At 58.6% G+C, this 17,236-nt stretch carries 10 protein-coding genes and 2 pseudogenes; 4 read left to right on the forward strand and 8 right to left on the reverse strand.

Annotated elements, in window-relative coordinates; all coding sequences use genetic code 11:
• Positions 1-89: 89 nt before the first annotated feature.
• Together V8Z78_RS23970 and V8Z78_RS23975 are read left to right on the forward strand one after the other, a co-directional pair.
• A pseudogene (locus V8Z78_RS23970) lies at positions 90-2,498 on the forward strand (TonB-dependent siderophore receptor).
• Between the two features lie 272 nt (positions 2,499-2,770).
• The gene (locus V8Z78_RS23975) at positions 2,771-3,382 is read left to right on the forward strand and encodes a hypothetical protein (protein WP_349732297.1); all 612 of its coding nucleotides are present in this window, start codon (positions 2,771-2,773) and stop codon (positions 3,380-3,382) included.
• 1,113 nt (positions 3,383-4,495) lie between these two features.
• On the opposite strand, the gene V8Z78_RS23980 is transcribed toward V8Z78_RS23975, so the two are convergent.
• The 4 genes from V8Z78_RS23980 to V8Z78_RS23995 all read right to left on the reverse strand — a co-directional run bounded on the left by V8Z78_RS23980 (position 4,496) and on the right by V8Z78_RS23995 (position 8,610).
• Positions 4,496-5,389, reverse strand: a complete 894-nt coding sequence (locus tag V8Z78_RS23980; RefSeq protein ID WP_003066595.1) for a hydroxymethylglutaryl-CoA lyase — start codon at positions 5,387-5,389, stop codon at positions 4,496-4,498.
• A gap of 14 nt (positions 5,390-5,403) precedes the next feature.
• Positions 5,404-6,777: a tripartite tricarboxylate transporter permease gene (locus V8Z78_RS23985; protein ID WP_349732281.1), complete on the reverse strand. Its 1,374-nt coding sequence runs from the start codon at positions 6,775-6,777 to the stop codon at positions 5,404-5,406.
• A 17-nt stretch (positions 6,778-6,794) separates the two neighbouring features.
• On the reverse strand, positions 6,795-7,238 hold the full coding sequence (locus tag V8Z78_RS23990) for a hypothetical protein (protein WP_003066592.1): 444 nt from the start codon (positions 7,236-7,238) through the stop codon (positions 6,795-6,797).
• An 82-nt stretch (positions 7,239-7,320) separates the two neighbouring features.
• Positions 7,321-8,610, reverse strand: coding sequence for a hydroxymethylglutaryl-CoA reductase, degradative (locus V8Z78_RS23995; RefSeq protein WP_003066590.1), 1,290 nt, complete (start codon positions 8,608-8,610; stop codon positions 7,321-7,323).
• Positions 8,611-8,781: 171 nt separating this feature from the next.
• Here V8Z78_RS23995 and V8Z78_RS24000 point away from each other — a divergent pair, with 171 nt between their 5' ends.
• Positions 8,782-10,182, forward strand: a complete 1,401-nt coding sequence (locus tag V8Z78_RS24000; RefSeq protein ID WP_349732282.1) for an aminotransferase-like domain-containing protein — start codon at positions 8,782-8,784, stop codon at positions 10,180-10,182.
• Between the two features lie 431 nt (positions 10,183-10,613).
• Here the strand turns inward: V8Z78_RS24000 and V8Z78_RS24005 are convergent, their stop codons facing one another.
• The 4 genes and pseudogenes from V8Z78_RS24005 to V8Z78_RS24020 all read right to left on the reverse strand — a co-directional run bounded on the left by V8Z78_RS24005 (position 10,614) and on the right by V8Z78_RS24020 (position 15,878).
• Positions 10,614-11,588, reverse strand: a complete 975-nt coding sequence (locus V8Z78_RS24005) for a Bug family tripartite tricarboxylate transporter substrate binding protein (protein WP_349732283.1) — start codon at positions 11,586-11,588, stop codon at positions 10,614-10,616.
• A 711-nt stretch (positions 11,589-12,299) separates the two neighbouring features.
• A pseudogene (locus V8Z78_RS24010) lies at positions 12,300-13,662 on the reverse strand (L-serine ammonia-lyase).
• Between the two features lie 37 nt (positions 13,663-13,699).
• A complete protein-coding gene (locus V8Z78_RS24015) occupies positions 13,700-14,827 on the reverse strand; it encodes a C45 family autoproteolytic acyltransferase/hydrolase (protein WP_349732284.1) in 1,128 nt (375 codons plus the stop codon).
• A 67-nt stretch (positions 14,828-14,894) separates the two neighbouring features.
• The gene (locus V8Z78_RS24020) at positions 14,895-15,878 is read right to left on the reverse strand and encodes a Bug family tripartite tricarboxylate transporter substrate binding protein (RefSeq protein WP_003066578.1); all 984 of its coding nucleotides are present in this window, start codon (positions 15,876-15,878) and stop codon (positions 14,895-14,897) included.
• A gap of 256 nt (positions 15,879-16,134) precedes the next feature.
• Between V8Z78_RS24020 and V8Z78_RS24025 the strand changes: the two genes are divergently transcribed.
• Positions 16,135-17,049 (forward strand): LysR family transcriptional regulator, encoded by a 915-nt coding sequence (locus V8Z78_RS24025; protein ID WP_280008552.1) that lies wholly within the window; start codon positions 16,135-16,137, stop codon positions 17,047-17,049.
• Positions 17,050-17,236: the final 187 nt, after the last annotated feature.

Below are 17,236 nucleotides of genomic sequence, written 5' to 3' on the forward strand. Positions count from 1 at the left end.
ACTAGGGGTGTATTTCTGGTGATCTGATGCGTCTTAAAGAGTAGTGAGTTTCATTTTCATTCATTACTCGACGTTCGGAATCCCTCTCCATGCGCTTCACGCAGCCTCATTTCCAGCCCGCTCCTCTTGCTTTGGCCGCAGCCCTGGCAGTCCTCTCCCCGATGATTGCGCAGGCGCAATCCGCTGCTGATAGTGGAAAAAGCATCAGTTTCTCGATCACTTCCCAGCCATTGGGGAGCGCACTCAACGAGCTGGCAGCAGCCTCTGGCACATCGATCGGGTTTGCTCCCGCGTTGGTTGCAGGCAAGACAGCGCGCCCCGTCCATGGAGCACTCACGCTGAAGCAGGCAGTGGAGCAGGTGCTAGCTGGAAGCGGTTTGGTCGCCGTAACTCAAGGGGGTGGCCTGATCATCAAGGCCATCGCGTCAAATGATGATTCCGCATCGCTGGCCACAGTCACGGTGACTGCACAGCTCGAGAGGGACGGCGTTACCGAGGGCACCGGCAGCTACACCCAGACGGGTTCCAGCCGGACGGCAACGGGCCTGAATCTCTCGCTACGCGAGACACCTCAATCCGTGACCGTCATGACGCGTCAGCGCATGGATGACTTCAAGCTGGAGACGCTGACCGATGTGATGGAACAGACACCTGGCATCGCCGTCTACAGGCAGAACAATGCCACCGACTTTCAAGCGCGTGGGGCAAAGGTAAACCTGCAGACCGATGGCATGGCACAGCTGAGCAGCGGCTGGTACTACCTTACCAGCACCATGTTTTCGCTCGACGATATGGCGGAGATCGACCGGATCGAGGTCCTCAAGGGTTCATCCGGTCTGGTTGTCGGCAAAGGCGACTATGGCGCCACGGTGAACATGATCCGTAAGCGCCCGACTCGCGAATTTCAGGCCAGCGTGCGTGCCAATGCGGGGAGCTGGGACACTTATCGAACACAGGCCGATGTGAGCGGTCCACTGAACGAGGCGGGCACGGTACGGGGGCGTCTGGTCGCTTCTGCCATGGACGCAGGGGGATTCCGCGATCATGAAAAGAGCAGCAGCAAGATGCTGTTCGGGGCACTCGAAGCGGACATCACTCCCGGCACAGTCCTCAACCTCGGTATGACTTATCGCGAACGCGATGCACAAGGCATCGGCACTACGCAGCCGATCCAGCGCTACACGCGAACAGGTGGTGAGGTGGCGTGGATGCCGCGCTCTTTCAACACCGGTGCCCCCTGGGGCGGATATTCCCAAAAAGGTCTCAATCTCTTCGGCAGTCTGGAGCAACGTCTGGCGGATGACTGGACAGCCACGCTCAAGTTTTCACATCAGAACGTATCCATGGACGATATGAAGGCTGGCTACTTCTACGATCAGGACCGCGCAAGCTTCGGCCGATGGCGCAACATGGAGACCGATAACTGGAGCATCAATCTCGATGTGAAGGGGACATTCGAGCTGTTGGGCCGCTCGCATGAACTTCTGGCCGGCGCAGGCGTATCGCGTTTTCACAGCAATGTGCAATTGCCGCTGAATGCGTTGAACCTGGTGCCGCTAGGCAATCTCGGCATCAACATGGCACAGGGAGGCGCGGTGTTGCCTCAGCCTGATTTCAGTGTCTTGAACTACGGCAACAACAAATTCAGTCAGAAGCAGCGTTATGCCTATGCTGCCGGACGCTTCCGGGTGGCGGATCCTCTGCAGTTGATCACTGGGTTACGCGTTACACGGTTTGAAGAGCGTGACATCACACCCTACTGGTGGAACTATGACATGAAGGAGAACGGTGTGATCACCCCGTACGCTGGGTTGGTCTACGAGGTGCAGCCGAACGTGTCGCTGTACGCAAGCTATGCCAGCATTTTCCAGCCGCAGACGGCTCAGGATGCGCGGGGTGCAACGCTGGCACCGGAGGAGGGCAACACTTATGAGGTCGGCGCCAAGGCCGAATTTTTCGACAAGCGCTTGAATGCCAGCATCGCTCACTTCTGGATGAAGACGGAAAACACCGCGGAGGAAAGTGGTGATCTCACTCCTGCGGGTAATACGGCCTACCGTGCGGTCTCGTCTGCAACGCGGCGTGGCTGGGAGCTGGCGGGCGAGCTCGCGCGCGGCTAGCAAGCGCAGGGCAGTCTGGTGCAGCAAAGCAGCTCGCTCACCAGTGCCAGTCAATATCCCAAGTACCAGTTCAAGCTCGGCACGACCTATCGCTTTGACCAAGGCTCTTTGCGGGGACTGACTGTGGGTGCGGCTACACGCTGGCAGGGCAAGACCTCGATGAGCAATAGCGCTGCCACTTTGTCGCAGAGGGGTTATGCGGTGCTAGACCTAATGGCGCGCTATCAGGTCGATAAGCACCTGTCGTTCAGCCTGAACGTGAACAATGCACTGGACAAGAAGTACATGGCCGGGCTCACCAACTTTACCGCGGCAGGCTTGTTCTACACCTGGGGTGCTCCGCGCAGCGTAAATGTCGGAATGCGTTATGACTTCTGAGTGCCGATATTCAAAGTTGGGCGTCGGTACTTCGCTGCCGTGGAGCTCGCAATGATGGACCTCCACTGATTCTGGGCAAGGCGGATAGAAACTCCGCGCTGACCGGCAACAAGCCTGCCCAGCCTTTGTTATGTGCTGTTCGACGCAGGGCCTGGACTGCAGGTCCTGCGTCGAATAGGAAGATATCCAAAAGGCGCCAAGACGCCGGGCGCATTGGATACAACCTTGAAGATGAGGATCACTGAGTGCAATTGCTTCCTGTATTTCATCGAATGGCCTTGTGCCTGCTAATCAGTGGCCTATGGTGTTCAGCACAGGCACAAGCGGAGTATCTCTGGGTGCAGCCCGACGGGGCGGAGGTCCGAGCCTACGTAGGAGAGTTACACAAACCTTTAGACAAGTTGCCTGCGTTGCTGGAGCCCAAGGCAACGCAAGCTGATGGCAAATCATTGCCAATTCAGACTGCGATCAACCATATCGCTGTTCCCAAGCCCTTCAGCGATCTGCGCTTCTCAGCAACCGGGTTCGATGACGGAGTTCTTACCTACTATCAAGCTCGCTACGGTCGCCAGGACATTCAGGCCAGGAACGACCTGGAGCTGGTTCCTACCCACCCTGGCGGAAACACCTTTCGATTGATATTCAAGGGACGAGCTGTTGCAGCCAGCCAAGTGAATATCGAAACGGAGGAAGGGTGGCGCCGTTCACTGACCCCGTCAAAGGACGGTACGGTGAGCTTCACGCCGTCTTTCCCTGGCCTGTATGTGCTTGAGGTATCGGCTCGTGTCAATGATGCGGTGGTTACTGTGGGCGGTAAGAAATATACCGATGTACGCTATACCGCGACGCTTAGTTTTACTGTCCCTCGGCAAGAGGAGAGGTGAGTTGTCTGGCGCTGGAGGCGCACCGCAATCGACTCTGTTGACGAGTATGAGCCAGTCATCGCAATAATTGAGGCGAAAGACAGCCAGAAGCAGTCACTATCAAAACGTCAATGCGGAAGAACAACGCTCGCGGTAAGCCGCACCGTAGTGCGAAGCCGGAGGGCACACGCAACTGAAGCTTGTGCGTTTCGGCTTGACCAGCCAGTTAGGCCACAGGTACTGCGCGGAAATGCGACGGCACCTTTGATGGCTGGTTAGCTGGATTGAATCGAAACGCCAAGTTCTTTGCATGAATCCACGAAGCGTTCGCGAAGTAGCCTAATGTCGAAGTCGCCAACTCTGCGCCGCTTGGATTCGAGCGCCGCCAGAGACTCATAAATGAGTTGAACTATGTGCGATACAGACTCTTCAGTTGAATGAGTGGCCAAAAACGAAAAATCTGGTCGAACGCTATAGTGCCCAACATTGAACCTGTCTGGTATGGCTGGAAGACCAAAATGGCCTCTGCCAGAGACACGCTTCTGTAGTCGAAAAGTATGTAGGGGGTGGCCATCTGGCTTGGCCCAGCCTACGAGCAACTCTACGTCAATCCAAAGATGCTCCATTGGGCCGCCGTACTCGCCCGAGAGTTGCTCAGATAGCTTGTCAAAGAGCGGGCGAAGTGCATCAGCGAGACTTCGGGTGGACTCGTCGCAGATGCTCGCGTGAAAACCTAGCTTCATATCTTGAGTGGCCTGATGTTTGAGCTTAGCCGCCTGCAGAAGTGGCCTGTAATCTTGGTTGGCGATCGGTGTACCGCGACGTTCATCCAGAACTGAGTTGCACTTTAACTTGAAGGCTGCAAAGTACCTACCAATGTTCGCGCTGGTTCGAACAGAGACAGTCGCAGTTTGGCCAGGAGCAGTCCTTGAAGGCCTTCTCTCTGGTGAGTGCTTCTGGCGGGGCGAGGCAATTCATCTCAGAGACACCAACGACTGCTGCAGCGCATGGCAGACTTGCGTGCAGAGGTCGAGACTTGCTCTGACAGCGGGCGTTGACGCCTTCAAAGAAAAAGGCCGAGAGATTTGAGATCTCAAGGCCTTTTTGCGCTGGTGTTTATGTAGAGCGCAGGTTTCAGTGCTGTACCGCTTGCTGGCCATGCAAATCGCTCAACACTTGTCGGATATAGCGACCTGCAGCTTGAACCCTGGACATATCTACGCCGGTTTCATAGCCCATTGCATGCAAGGCATGGACCAGCTTTTCGGTGGCCAGATTGCCTGAAGCTCCTTGGGCATAGGGGCAGCCGCCCAGGCCCGCCACAGAGCTGTCGAAAATGCGCAGTCCCATCTCCAGCGAAGTGCAGACATTGGCTTCCGCCATACCATAGGTATCGTGAAAATGGCCCGCCAGGCGCGCGCTGGGAAGGTCCCTGAGGCAGACTTCCAACAGCTTGCGTGTGGACTTGGGCGAGCCGCGGCCAATCGTATCGCCCAGAGAAATCTCATGGCACCCCATGGCCAAAAGCTCTTGCGCAACCTGCAAGACCGCCTCTGCAGCAATATCACCTTCATAGGGGCAACCCAACACGCAGGACACATAGCCACGCACAGGGACACCGGTCTCCAGCGCCCTCTTCACCACAGGTCTGAAGCGATCCAGACTCTGCGCAATGCTGCAATTGATATTGCGTTGCGAGAAGGTTTCCGAAGCCGCACCAAAGACCGCCACCTCGTCACAGCGAGCAGTCAGAGCAGCTTCCAGTCCTTGCAGATTGGGCGTCAATGCGCTGTAGCAAACTCCAGGGCTACGTTCGATCAAGGTCATCACTTCGGCGCTGCCGGCCATTTGCGGAACCCATTTGGGCGACACAAACGAAGCCGCTTCTATAAAGCGCAGGCCTGCGCGGCTGAGCTGGTTGATCAGCTCGACCTTGGCATGCAATGGCACAGGCAGCTTTTCGTTTTGCAGGCCGTCGCGTGGCCCGACTTCCACGATCTTGACCCGGCGCTCTGGTGCATTCGACATTGCTGCTCTCGCTTTCAGAACAGCTTGAGCAGCGCAGGAACGCTGAGCACGGCTGTGTAATAGCCCATGAACTGCACGCCGGTGTTGAAGCCGAAGGTACGGGAGAGCAGGCCACCCATGAGGCCCATGGTCAAGATCACTAGCAGACCGCCTTCCCAGACGCTGATCACGATGATCAGGCCGACAAAGGTGGCAATGATGGCTTCGTGGCTGACTTTGCGCGATACAAACATTGCAGCACGGCGCGCGTAGTTCATTGCAAACGGATAGGACACCACTGCGGCAAGCAACACCGACAACATGCCGTAGCCCAGAAACTCCCAGTGGCTCAGCAGGTTGTGCAGATTGTGGGTCTGGCCCGTAGCAGCATCCACCGTAAAGCGTGGAGGTGCATTGAACAACGGTGCGGCAGGGCCGGCAGCCACAGGACTCAAGGGCAAGCCAAAGGCGATTAGCGGGATCAGCGCTTCGGCAATATAGGTGGCTTCTGTCACGCCGTTACGAGCGCTGAGCACCGTGGTCAGGCGGTGATAAGCGTGTTTGATGCGAGAGCCCACCAACTCGCCCAGCACCACGGTCATGGCCACAGGGCTGAATACAAAGGTTGCGCTGGAAATGGCGGCAGTCGTTAACGTCCAACGGGTCTGGGTTCTATCCAGCACCTTGAGCGGGTTGGGGAAATAGCCCGACCAACCTTTGACATCAGGAGCCAGGTTGAACTGGCGAACCTTGTCGCGCAACATGCTCTTGCGGCCTGCGGGCGCCATGACGGTAAAAAGATCGGCAACCAGAGGTCCAATGGCGATGCCCAGGAAGTAGCTGATGCTGAGCTTGGTGTCGTACTTGGCAGTCAGTGCCTGCAGCGCCAGAATCACCACCACAAAAGGCACGAGCAAAGCAATTGCCCCCCAGCGGCCTTTGGAGAAATAAGCAATCAGCACGGCTGCGGCCAGAAAAATCCAGGGTGCAGTCTTGGTAATGGTCGAGCCGAACGGCGCCAACATCACGGCAAACAGCACCGCCAGCGGCACGGCAACAAAGGCCGCGACGATGGCGCCCGAGACCATTTTGCGCAAGGCAATATGCGGCACGCCAAGCTTGCGCAGCAAGTCTGCATCCTGCAGCAAAGGCGTGGCGAGTGTATCTCCGGGGATACCCAGCAGCGCTGTCGGAACGGCATGGGTCATGTGCTTGGCAACGGCACCAGCCAGAAAGAAGGTAAAGACGCCTGCAGGCGGAACGCCGAGCAAAACGACAAGCAGGGTGAGTGGTGCCAGTGTCGTGGTTTCGTCGGTGCCGGAAACCAGTCCGATTGCAGCAAAGACGATGGCGCCGATCAGGCCCATGCCCGCAGCGACGCCGATTTGTTCAATGAGTTGAGGATCCATGCCGTGTACTCCTTGGGTTACTGGCCATCACGGCTTCTGGATGTGCCGGGCGTGACGAAAAGCTCATAGAGCTTGAGTTCCTTGAGCTCCTGCACCACGACTGGGGGCAGGTCAGACACAGAACCCAGACCACCGGGCTGCTGCTCCAGCTCACGCAGCACTTCGGCACGCCATTCAGGGTTGCTGGAGATGTCTTCTTCGGTCACCACACGTTTGGGAGGGAAGATGCGGGCGCAAATAACGCCAGCGAGCACACAGCCGGCCAAGCCAGCGAGCATGGCGTAGGCATGAGCCAGCTGTTTGGATTCGACCACCGAGCTCAGCCAACGGCTGGCTGCAAAAAAGCCGAGCACGCTGATGCCGATGCCGATCAGGATGGACCAGCTCAGGTGCTTGAGGTCAACGGTATCACCCCAGACCTCAGCGAGTTGCCAGTGCGAGGCTTGCTTGTCGGAACTCATAGCCTTGTCTCCTTGCTTGTTGTTGTTCCCGTTTCGGGTAAGAAAAGCCTCGCCCGGATGTGCCTGGCGAGGCTGAGGATGCTTAGCGCTGGGCGCGAATTTCTTGCAGCACTTCCAGTGCGCGATCGGTGCGCACGTCATGCTCGGTAGCCAGGCGCTTGGCGACGATCTCTACTTCTTCACCCACGGCTCCTGCGACCAGCGCAATATTGCGAGCATGAAGTGCCATATGGCCGCGCTGAATGCCTTCGGTGGCCAGCGCGCGCAAAGCACCCAGGTTCTGGGCCAGACCCACGGCAGCGGCAATCTCGCCCAGTTCCTGGGCAGACTTCACCTCCATGATCTTGAGCGCCAGGCGCGCCAGTGGATGGGTCTTGGTGGCCCCGCCCACCAAGCCCACGGGCATGGGCAGCTCGATGGTTCCCACCAAAGCGCCGGCATTGTCTTTTTCCCAGTGCGTCAGCGAGGTGTATTGGCCGTTGCGGCTGGCATAGGCATGGGCACCGGCTTCGACCGCGCGCCAATCGTTGCCTGTAGCGACGATGACGGGGTCGATGCCGTTCATGATGCCCTTGTTGTGGGTGGCGGCGCGGTAGGGGTCAATGGCGGCGAAAGTGTAGGCGTCGAGCACGCCTTCAATAATTGCTTCGCCGCTGCGCTCTTTGGTGGCCAAGGTTTGCGGTGTCAGGCGTACACGAGCACGGGCCAGGCGCAGGTCTGCCAGGTTCGAGAGAATGCGCAGGCGCACCGAACCACCAGTAATTTTCTCCACCAGTGGCGAGACTGATTCGGCCATGGTGTTCACGGTGTTGGCACCCATGGCGTCGCGCACGTCCACGATCAAGTGCATCACGACCATAGGGCCGCGTGGAGAATCGGGGAAGACGTGGATTTCGATGTCCTTGCAGCCACCGCCCAGGCTGATCAGCACCTTGTCTCGACTATTGGCTTGCGCGAGGATCTCATCGCGGGCCTTGAACAACGCCAGTCTTGCACCATAGGGATCGCTGATGCCGACGATTTGCACCTGCGCACGCATCAGCGGCAAGGTGCTCGATGTTTCAAAGCCTCCATCCTCACGGGCCAGCTTGGCCATATACGATGCAGCTGCAATGATGGAAGGCTCTTCCACTGCGAGCGGAATCAGTACATCGCGGCCGTTGATGCGGAAGTTGCCTGCGACGCCCATGGGGAGCTCGAACGTGCCCACCACATTCTCGATCATGCCGTCAGCCAAGGTGGCGGGCAGGGCGCCCGCCTGGGTCAGTAGATTGCGCTCTTCGGCACTGAGATTGCATGCGGTGGCGACATGCTCCCAGCGCTGTGCGGGGGTGAGAGCTCGGAAATTGGGAAGACGCGAATCGACGGCCATGAAAACTCCTACAAATCCAAATCTGGATATCAATACAAGGGGACGGTTGGCCGAGAATTTATTCAAACTGTACCTTTTAATACAGGTACAGTTTGCAAGAACAGTACTGCCGCAATGCAACATTGGACCCATCTGCATACATACTGGCGGCTCACGATCCAGGAGACTTGAATGGCGGGTGGTAGCAAGCGTCAGGCCCCTATTGCAGAGCGTTTGGCTGATTTGATAGGGCAGCAAATAACCGATGGCGTGTATCGTGCAGGGGACAAGCTGCCGTCCTTGCGTGAGCTGGCGCATTTGCACAGCTACGCCAAAAACACCGTGGTGGCAGCCTTTGATCTTTTGGTCTCACGCGGTCTGGTGGAGTCCCGGCGCGGCTCTGGGTTCTATGTTCAAGCGCAGGCACGCCATGCACCTCAGGATGAGGACGCAGGCCAGCTCAACCGTGCGATGGATGTGGTCTGGTTGATGCGCGAGCAACTCAAGACCCAGCCGGATGCTGTCGCGGTTGGCGATGGATTTCCGCCCATAGAGTGGCTGGCCGATATGCGCATGGATCGCTATCACCAGAAAGTGGTGCGAACCGGACTGGGGTCTTTGTTTCGCTATGGCAGCCGCTTTGGCTATGCGCCGCTGCGCGACAGCCTGGTGCGCAAGCTGGGCGTGTTCGGCCTGGGAGTCACACCTCAGCAACTGGTCCTGACCCAAGGTGCGAATGAAGCCATGGATCTGGTGATTCGCTACTTCGTTCCGCCTGGCGCGACGGTGCTGGTAGACGATCCTGGCTACTATTTGCTGTTCGGCAAGCTCAAGCTGGCAGGAGCGCGCGTGCTGGGAGTCCCCAGGCAAGCCGATGGACCCGATGTCCAGACGCTGGAGCAACTACTGTTGACTGAGCGCCCGCGTCTGTTTTTCACCCAGTCTGTGGCGCACAACCCCACTGGCTCAGACATCAGCGCTGCCAAGGCCTACCGCGTCCTGCAGCTTGCAGAGCGGCATAACCTCTTGCTGGTAGAGAACGACCCATTGGCCGATTTCAAACCGACCTCGTCAGTGCGTTTGTCCACGCTGGATCAGCTGGAGCGCACGATTTATATAGGCAGTTTCTCCAAGTCGTTTTCTGCAGCCCTTCGCGTGGGATTCATCGCCTGCGGCGATGCTTTAGCCAGCGACCTGGCAGATTTGCGATCGCTGATCCATGTGAGCGGGTCCGAATACTGCGAGCGCATGGTCGATGTGATGCTCCGCGAAGGCCACTACGAGCGGCATCTCGTGCGCTTGCGCCAGCGTTTGGGTAAGGCAACGCAGCAGGCGCTGGATTGGTTGGAGATGCACAACTGCGAGGTGTTTGTGCGTAACCCTCAATCGCTTTACCTCTGGGCCACGTTCCCCGGCAATCCCGATGCCGTGCGTCTGGCCGAGCGCTTGCTCGCCCACAAAGTCACCATGGCCCCGGGCCATGTTTTCAACCTCGATCCGAGCCAGACATCGCCTTGGTCGCGCTGCAATGTAGGTGCCATGCTGGACCCCCGCTTTGAGCTGGCCTATCGAGCAATGCAGGAGGTGCGCTGATCGCCTTTGCATAGCTTTGCGGAACTCACTCGTTGAGGTTCAAAAAAAGAGAAGTGGCCTTGGTCGAGAACCGCCTTCTCTGGATTGATCAACGCTACGGACTTATGGCTGCCGATTGCGGTCCGCTGCCTGAGCGGCCTCCGGCACCAACATCAGTTTTGGAGCGCCGTCTGTCTTGAGCGGCGCTTTGTCCTCGGAGCCGACTGCCTGGCTATTTGGCTCGCGCGTATGGGGCGATACCCAGACCAGTGCCAACAACTTGTTTATCCGCGGTTTCCTCGCGGAAGACAAAACCATCCCTGGATGGTCTGCGCATTCGTCCGGATGGTTATCTCGGCTACTTTGCGGAAAACCTTTTGCCTTGTAGCGTGTCGAGGTGCTTAGAGGCCCGGCTTCGGCCCCCTGTTGCCAGGCGTCTGGAGGCCGTGTCGTCAGTTGACCTGCATCTGGGCCTTGCGTGCAACATCGCCCAGTCGTTTGTATTCGGACTGTGTCAGCGCTTCGAAGGCTTGTGCCGCAGACCCCTTGGGGGTGAATCCGGCCTGCACCAGCTTGTCCTTGACGGCGGGATCGCTCAGGGCCTGGTTGATGGCTGTATTGAGTTTGGCTGTGATGGCGGGATCGAGCTTGGCTGGGCCATATACGCCGAACCATGGATCGACTGCGTAGCCTTTGAGTCCGCTCTCCGCGATTGTCGGCACATTGGGTAACGATGGACTGCGCTCGCTACCAGCCACGGCCAGCGCTTTGAGCTTGCCTGCCTGGATGTGCGGCAGGGACGCGGGCAGGTTATCAAACATGGCGGGTAGGTGGCCGCCAAGCATGTCGGTAATACCCGGTACGCTGCCTTTATAGGGCACATGGACAGTATCAAGGCCAGCCATTTGCGCAAACATCACGCCAGCCAGGTGCATGCTGGTTCCGGCGCCGGCAGTACCGTACTGAAAGCCAGGGTTCGCTTTGATGTAGGCGATGAACTCCTGCACATTGTTTGCCGGGAAGCTCTTGCCCACTTCCAGCACGATGGTGGAGTAGCCCAGCATGGAAACCGCCGTGAAATCCTTGCGAGGGTCAAACGCCATCGATTTGTAGATGTGCGGGTTGAGCGCATTGGTGGAGATGGCTCCGAAACCGATCGTGTAGCCGTCGGGCTTGGACTTTGCCACGACATCCATGCCGATATTGCCTCCGGCACCAGGCTTGTTCTCGATCACCACAGCCTGGCCCAGCGTGCGTGCCATGTGCTCGCCTACGACACGCGCCACAAGATCGGTTGTTCCACCAGCCAGATACGGAACGACAAAGGTAATGGGTTTTTGCGGGAAAGCTGCTTCTGCGCGAGCGGTTGCCATGGTGGTGAGCGCACCTACGGCAGCAATTGAGGCGAGTATCAGTCGACGGTTCATTGAGGTCTCCTTGGTAGTTCTATTGAGTAGCGTTTGAAGCCGATATCCGGAATCTGCTTGAGGCAAGGCCTTGGAGTCCGTTATCGCCCGAAGCAGGGTGAGAAGCAGTGTATTTGTTCAATGCAGTCCATGGGAGCTCAGTTTGGCAACTGCTGGTCAAGTGCCAGGTACAGATATTGGTCAACTCTGCTGCACAGAGTGCCTCCCGCTGCGTATTGCAGTTGACCTGACTATCTGTGCCGGCATGATTGACAAGTCGCGACCGGCTGCGTTCGACCGGAAGCGGGATTCCGGCTGATCTACACCTGCATCGACCGGTTGAATCCACAGCTGCTTGCTGTCGTTCAGCACCTGCGATACCAATGGCTGGGCACAATCACCACGTAGGAGAGGCAGTGTTCGAGCATCTGTTCGAGTCTTGTGAACATCTCCCGGAGCCCTCACTTCTGATCACTCGCTCTCTGCCCATGCTGTTCGAATATTTGCGAGCCACGCATGCGGTGGCGCCAAATGGGGTTCAGCCCTTTGTTCAAGCTAGTTGGCTACAGGTGCGGGCCCCGTCCCCTGGCCGTAATTGGCTTGCTGATACCTCAATCGCTCAAGAAGAGTCTGGTGGATCTGCTGACTGAGTGCTTGGTACGCACGCCATAGAGCACAGACTTTCCTATCTCGATTGCGCTGCGCCTATTGAGTTTTTCGCTTACTGACGACTCAGCAGGCGACCACGTTGACCGCCAGGCCACCTCGCGCTGTTTCCTTGTACTTGGTCTTCATGTCTGCACCGGTTTCTCTCATGGTCTTGATGACCTTGTCTAGGCTCACATGGTGTGAGCCGTCTCCGCGAAGCGCCATGCGGGCCGCATTGATGGCTTTGACCGAAGCGATTGCATTGCGTTCGATGCAGGGGATCTGCACAAGGCCTCCCACCGGGTCGCAGGTCAGGCCGAGGTGATGTTCCATGCCGATCTCCGCAGCATTCTCGACTTGCTTTGGGGTGCCTCCCATCACGGCGCACAGCGCGGCCGCAGCCATGGAGCAAGCCACGCCAACCTCGCCCTGGCAGCCCACTTCCGCGCCCGAGATCGAGGCATTCTTCTTGTAGAGAATGCCGATGGCCGCTGCGGTAAGCAGAAAGTCCACCACGCATCGGTCGGTGGCCCCAGGGTTGAATCGCATGTGGTAACTCAGCACGGCCGGGATAATGCCGGCGGCACCGTTCGTGGGAGCCGTCACCACTCGGCCACCCGCCGCATTCTCCTCGTTCACTGCCAGAGCGAATAGATTCACCCAATCCATCCGCACAAAGGGATCTACTTCAACCGAGGCTGCCAGGGCACGAAAAAAAATCGGGTGCCCGCCTTCTTACCTGGAGGCCGCCAGGCAACACTCCATCGGACCGGCAGCCGCGCTCGATGCAGGACTGCATCACCGCCCATATAGCCATCAGGCCGCTGACGGTTTCCCGCTCCGGCCGAAGCTGGAGCTCATTGAGGTGCATGATGCCGGCGATGCTGCATTGAAGCCGCGATGTGGCCGCCAGCAAGTCCGCGCCGGAGTTGAAGGGCACGGGGGGCTCGGTGTCGGAGGATGTATCCCGCAGACCTTGCTCGTCGATAACGAAGCCGCCACCGATCGAATAATAGGTTTGCGCGGAGAGTTCTTGCTCGTCCGCATCGAATGCAAGCAACCGCAGGCCATTGGCGTGGAGCGGAAGGGCCTTGCCGGCGATGAACAGCAGGTCCGTTTTCTCTATGTATGCAATGTGGTGCTTTCCTCCGACAGCGAGCGTGCCGCTGGCGCGAACGCGCTGAATCAGTCCGGGTGCACTGTCGACATCGATGCTCTCCGGCTCGTGACCGCACAGACCCAGGAGTACAGCGGTATCCGAGCCATGGCCTTTCCCGGTCGCTCCCAGCGATCCGTAGAGTTCGCATCGGATGCGATGGATACGACCGAGCATGTTTTCCCTTTCCAGTTTGTGGGCGAACATGCGTGCGGCCTTCATGGGGCCGACCGTGTGCGAGCTGGAGGGGCCGATGCCGATCTTGAAAATGTCAAAGACGCTGAGGTACATGGATTGGGTCTCACCTGCGGGTGCCAAGGGCGTGATCCTAGAGTGCATACTCCTGGAACTCCCTTCCCTCGTAGGGCTTGCGCGCCACCCACATGACGCCGTTGGCAGCATCCATCAATGTCGTGGCGACGGTTGCGGAAATACTGCTGAAATCGCCCGGCTTGGGGCTTCTCAGCACCCCGTCGGGGTAACCGAAGTCATCCGCCAGGATCGAGCGGATATCGTCCCAGCTGACGCCCCGGCCCTCGATGGCGCGCAGTGCGGTTTCGACGCGGTGCTGCCGGTACAGGCTGTCCGGCCTCGCTGCCAGCCCCGGATCCTTCAACCGGATCAGCGCGACGGGCGACAGCCAGTGGTTGGCATGGACAAGCACATCGGCCTGCGGCAGCATCGGGTAGACCTCGTCCGGGGCTGCCTCCAGGCTGATGCCGCAGCCATCGTCGGCACTGCTTTGCGCCAGGATCATGTTGCTGGAGCAGTAGCGCTGAGCACCATAGACTGCGCGCATCGCGTGCGCCAGGTTAGTGGCCTCCAGGAGCCGTCGGCGCAGTAGCACCACCGGCGCACCCGGGCCGTTCTGGAAATCCTTGTGACAGGACATCGCATTCCCGGTCAGGGACATGCCGTTACTGTTCAGGCCGTGCCTCGCCAGTGCTCCGGCTTCCGTGAAGCTCAGGATATCCGGCCCGTTCTTGCTGCGAATGCGCAGGACGATGCAGGTGTCGCCGCACTCTTGGCGCCAGTCCCAGTTGTGTGCATGGATCAGCCGGCCCGTGGCCGAGCGCCTGGGCAGTACCACCAACCCGGTGCAATCGCCGTCCTCCATCTCCTCGTGACGCATCGTATCGTCCTGCATTCGCGCAAAGCCATACAGCATCTCCGTGCGGCAGTTGATCGTCAGGATGTCTTCGAGGGTCGTTCCGGCTCCGTCGGCAATGCCGCGCATCTCTTCCAGGTAGGTTTCGTCAAATGCCTGGATTTGCGGCACCATCGATCGTGCGAGGGTATCGATGGTTGCACTATCCAGCCCCCGGTGGCTAAGCTGTGCGCGGTATAGCATCGCGCCAGCGGCAATGCGTTCGGGGACGGCACGCCCATGCTGGCGGCCGCGCTCGTAGGCATCGCCGGCCACGTCTACTAGCGGGAAAAATTGTGTTGCACTCATGCAGATCTCCATCCATCAGGCGATGCCGGGCACGCCATGCGCCCCGGCCTCAGTTCAATATGCAGTGTCATTGCACGCTGAGATTCAGGGACTTGATCAGCGGACCCCATTGCTCGGCATCCTGCAGCGCAGCATTTCGGACTGCGGCTGGCGTCTTGTCCGAGGGCTCAACCATGTACAAGGTGTTCAGCTTGCGGTGGGCGTCCTGATCCGCCCACATTTTCGTAGTCACGGCATTGAGCTTCTGGACGATGGCATCGGGCGTTCCCTTGGGCACGACGAGCCCGTACCAGCCACCACCGACGGACTTGGCGATACCGACCTCGGCCAGCGTGGGCACGCCCGGCAGCTCCGCCAGCCGTCGGTCGCCGAAGATCACCAGGGGCTTGACCTTCTTGTCTTTGATGAAGGGCATGGCAGAGAACACCACGGCGCTGGTCAGGGGAGTCTCGCCGGCGACGGTAGCGAGCAAGGCGGCGCCACTGCCTTTGTAGGGCACATTCAGCAGGTTCACTTGAAAGTGCCTGGCGATCACTTCCATGTTTAGGTGCGTGGAGTTTCCCTTACCTGCTGAGCTGTAGGAGTACTTGCCTGGAGACGCCTTTGCCAGCTTGACCAGATCGGCAATGCTGTTGGCGGGCAGCGTGGTGCTGGCCAGCAGGATTTGCGGCGTGGTCGCCAGGATGCCTACTCCCTCGAAGCTCTGGTCCGGGTCGTAGTTCAGCTTGCCGTAGGAGAAGCGGTTGAGCGCTAGATTGGACTGTGTGCCGAGCAAGATGGTGTAGCCGTCTGCCGGCTGGCTGGCGACATAGGCCGCAGCCAGCGATCCGTTGACGCCCGCGCGGTTTTCCACCACGACTGGGGTTCCCAGCGTGCGTGAAACATAGTCGCTCCAGACTCGGGCGATTCCGTCGGTGCCACCACCTGGGGGAAGCGGGACGATCAATCGAATAGGCTTGGCCGGATAAACGTCCTGCGCAGGCGCTGCACCTGCCATGGACGCTGCAATCACCGGCACTAGGACCTGGAATGCCTTGTAGATGCTGTTCATGTCTGTCTCCGTCTGTGGTTTGTGAATAGGCCGTGCTGCATCTGCAGCGTTGGACTTTCGGCGAAGTATGGTGGGCATGAATCTCCATGGGAAATCATATTTTCGAGCCCATATATACCTATTTGGGTATAGTCATGGCAGATGCTCACTACTGGCAGATGGCCCATGTGCCAAGCGCAATCGCTGCGTAATACGGGTGGTTGGGGCTGATTGCGAAAAGGCTGAAATGGATCTTCTGTCACTCAGGCGCTTTGACTTGAACCTGTTGCTGGTCTTCGAGTCCCTGATGGAAACCGGCAATGTCACCAAGACTGCGGATCGGCTCGCGCGCACGCAGCCGGCGGTCAGCCGCGATCTCGCCCGACTGAGAGAGGAGCTGTCAGACCCATTGTTCGTGAGAGTGCGTGGAAAGCTGGAACCCACAGCTCTGGCTCGCAGGCTCCGTGAATCTGTGCGGCGGGCACTGGAAGCCGTCGACAAGGCGCTGCTGGAGGGGGGAGGCTTCACCCCGCGTGAGTCCACCCAGGTTTTCAAGATCGGTACTACCAGTGCCATCGAACTGCTGTTGGCACCGGCGCTGCACACCTTCCTCGAGTTCGAGGCGCCTCAGGCTACTGCCTCCTTTGTCCCGACATACGGCGATGTTACGCCCGTTGAGGAGCTCGAAACCGGTGCGATTGACCTCGCTATTGGTCGTTTCGACCGGCAGGCGAGTAATACCACCTTTGTACCGCTGTTTGAAGAAAAGCGCGTGTGCCTGATGAGGCGCGATCACCCCCTCGCCGGCAGAAAGCTCGGGCTGGCGGACCTTGCGCAGATGCGGTTCATCAGCACGGCCAACATGCTGGGGCGCGACAACGACGTGGACGAACTGCTCAAGCAACAAGCTCTGCCAAAGCGCAAGCTTCCCTTGTTCATCTCGGCCATGTCGCTGGCGCCATTCGTCATGCGCGGCAGCGATGCGGTCATCACTTTGCCGATGCGTGTTGCCCAGATTCTGGCTCGTCAGTTCGACCTTGCCATTGTGAACATGCCGGCTGAAGTCCCAAACCGCATGTACTCCATCGCCTGGCATGCACGTTGGGACCCATCACTGTCCCACCGATGGCTGCGCGAAGCGGTCATGTCTCTGCTCGGAGACGATAGATTTGATTCCCTCTCTGCAGATTGAAGGGTTCTGGTTCATTAGATTTTGAGTAGTTGTTCGCAATGGGGTTATTAAAGACCGCTTCTGCTGGCCGCCTTTCAGCATTGGCGATACCAATGACTGCTGGTGAGCAACGCAAACCTTGCAAGCAGGTGCAGGCAAGCCATTGACCTGTAGCCAATGGAAGCGTCGAAAGGGGGAGGGGCCTTCA

The sequence above is a fragment of the Comamonas sp. wu1-DMT genome, assembly GCF_040187805.1.
Classification (GTDB): Bacteria; Pseudomonadota; Gammaproteobacteria; order Burkholderiales; family Burkholderiaceae_C; genus Comamonas; species Comamonas thiooxydans.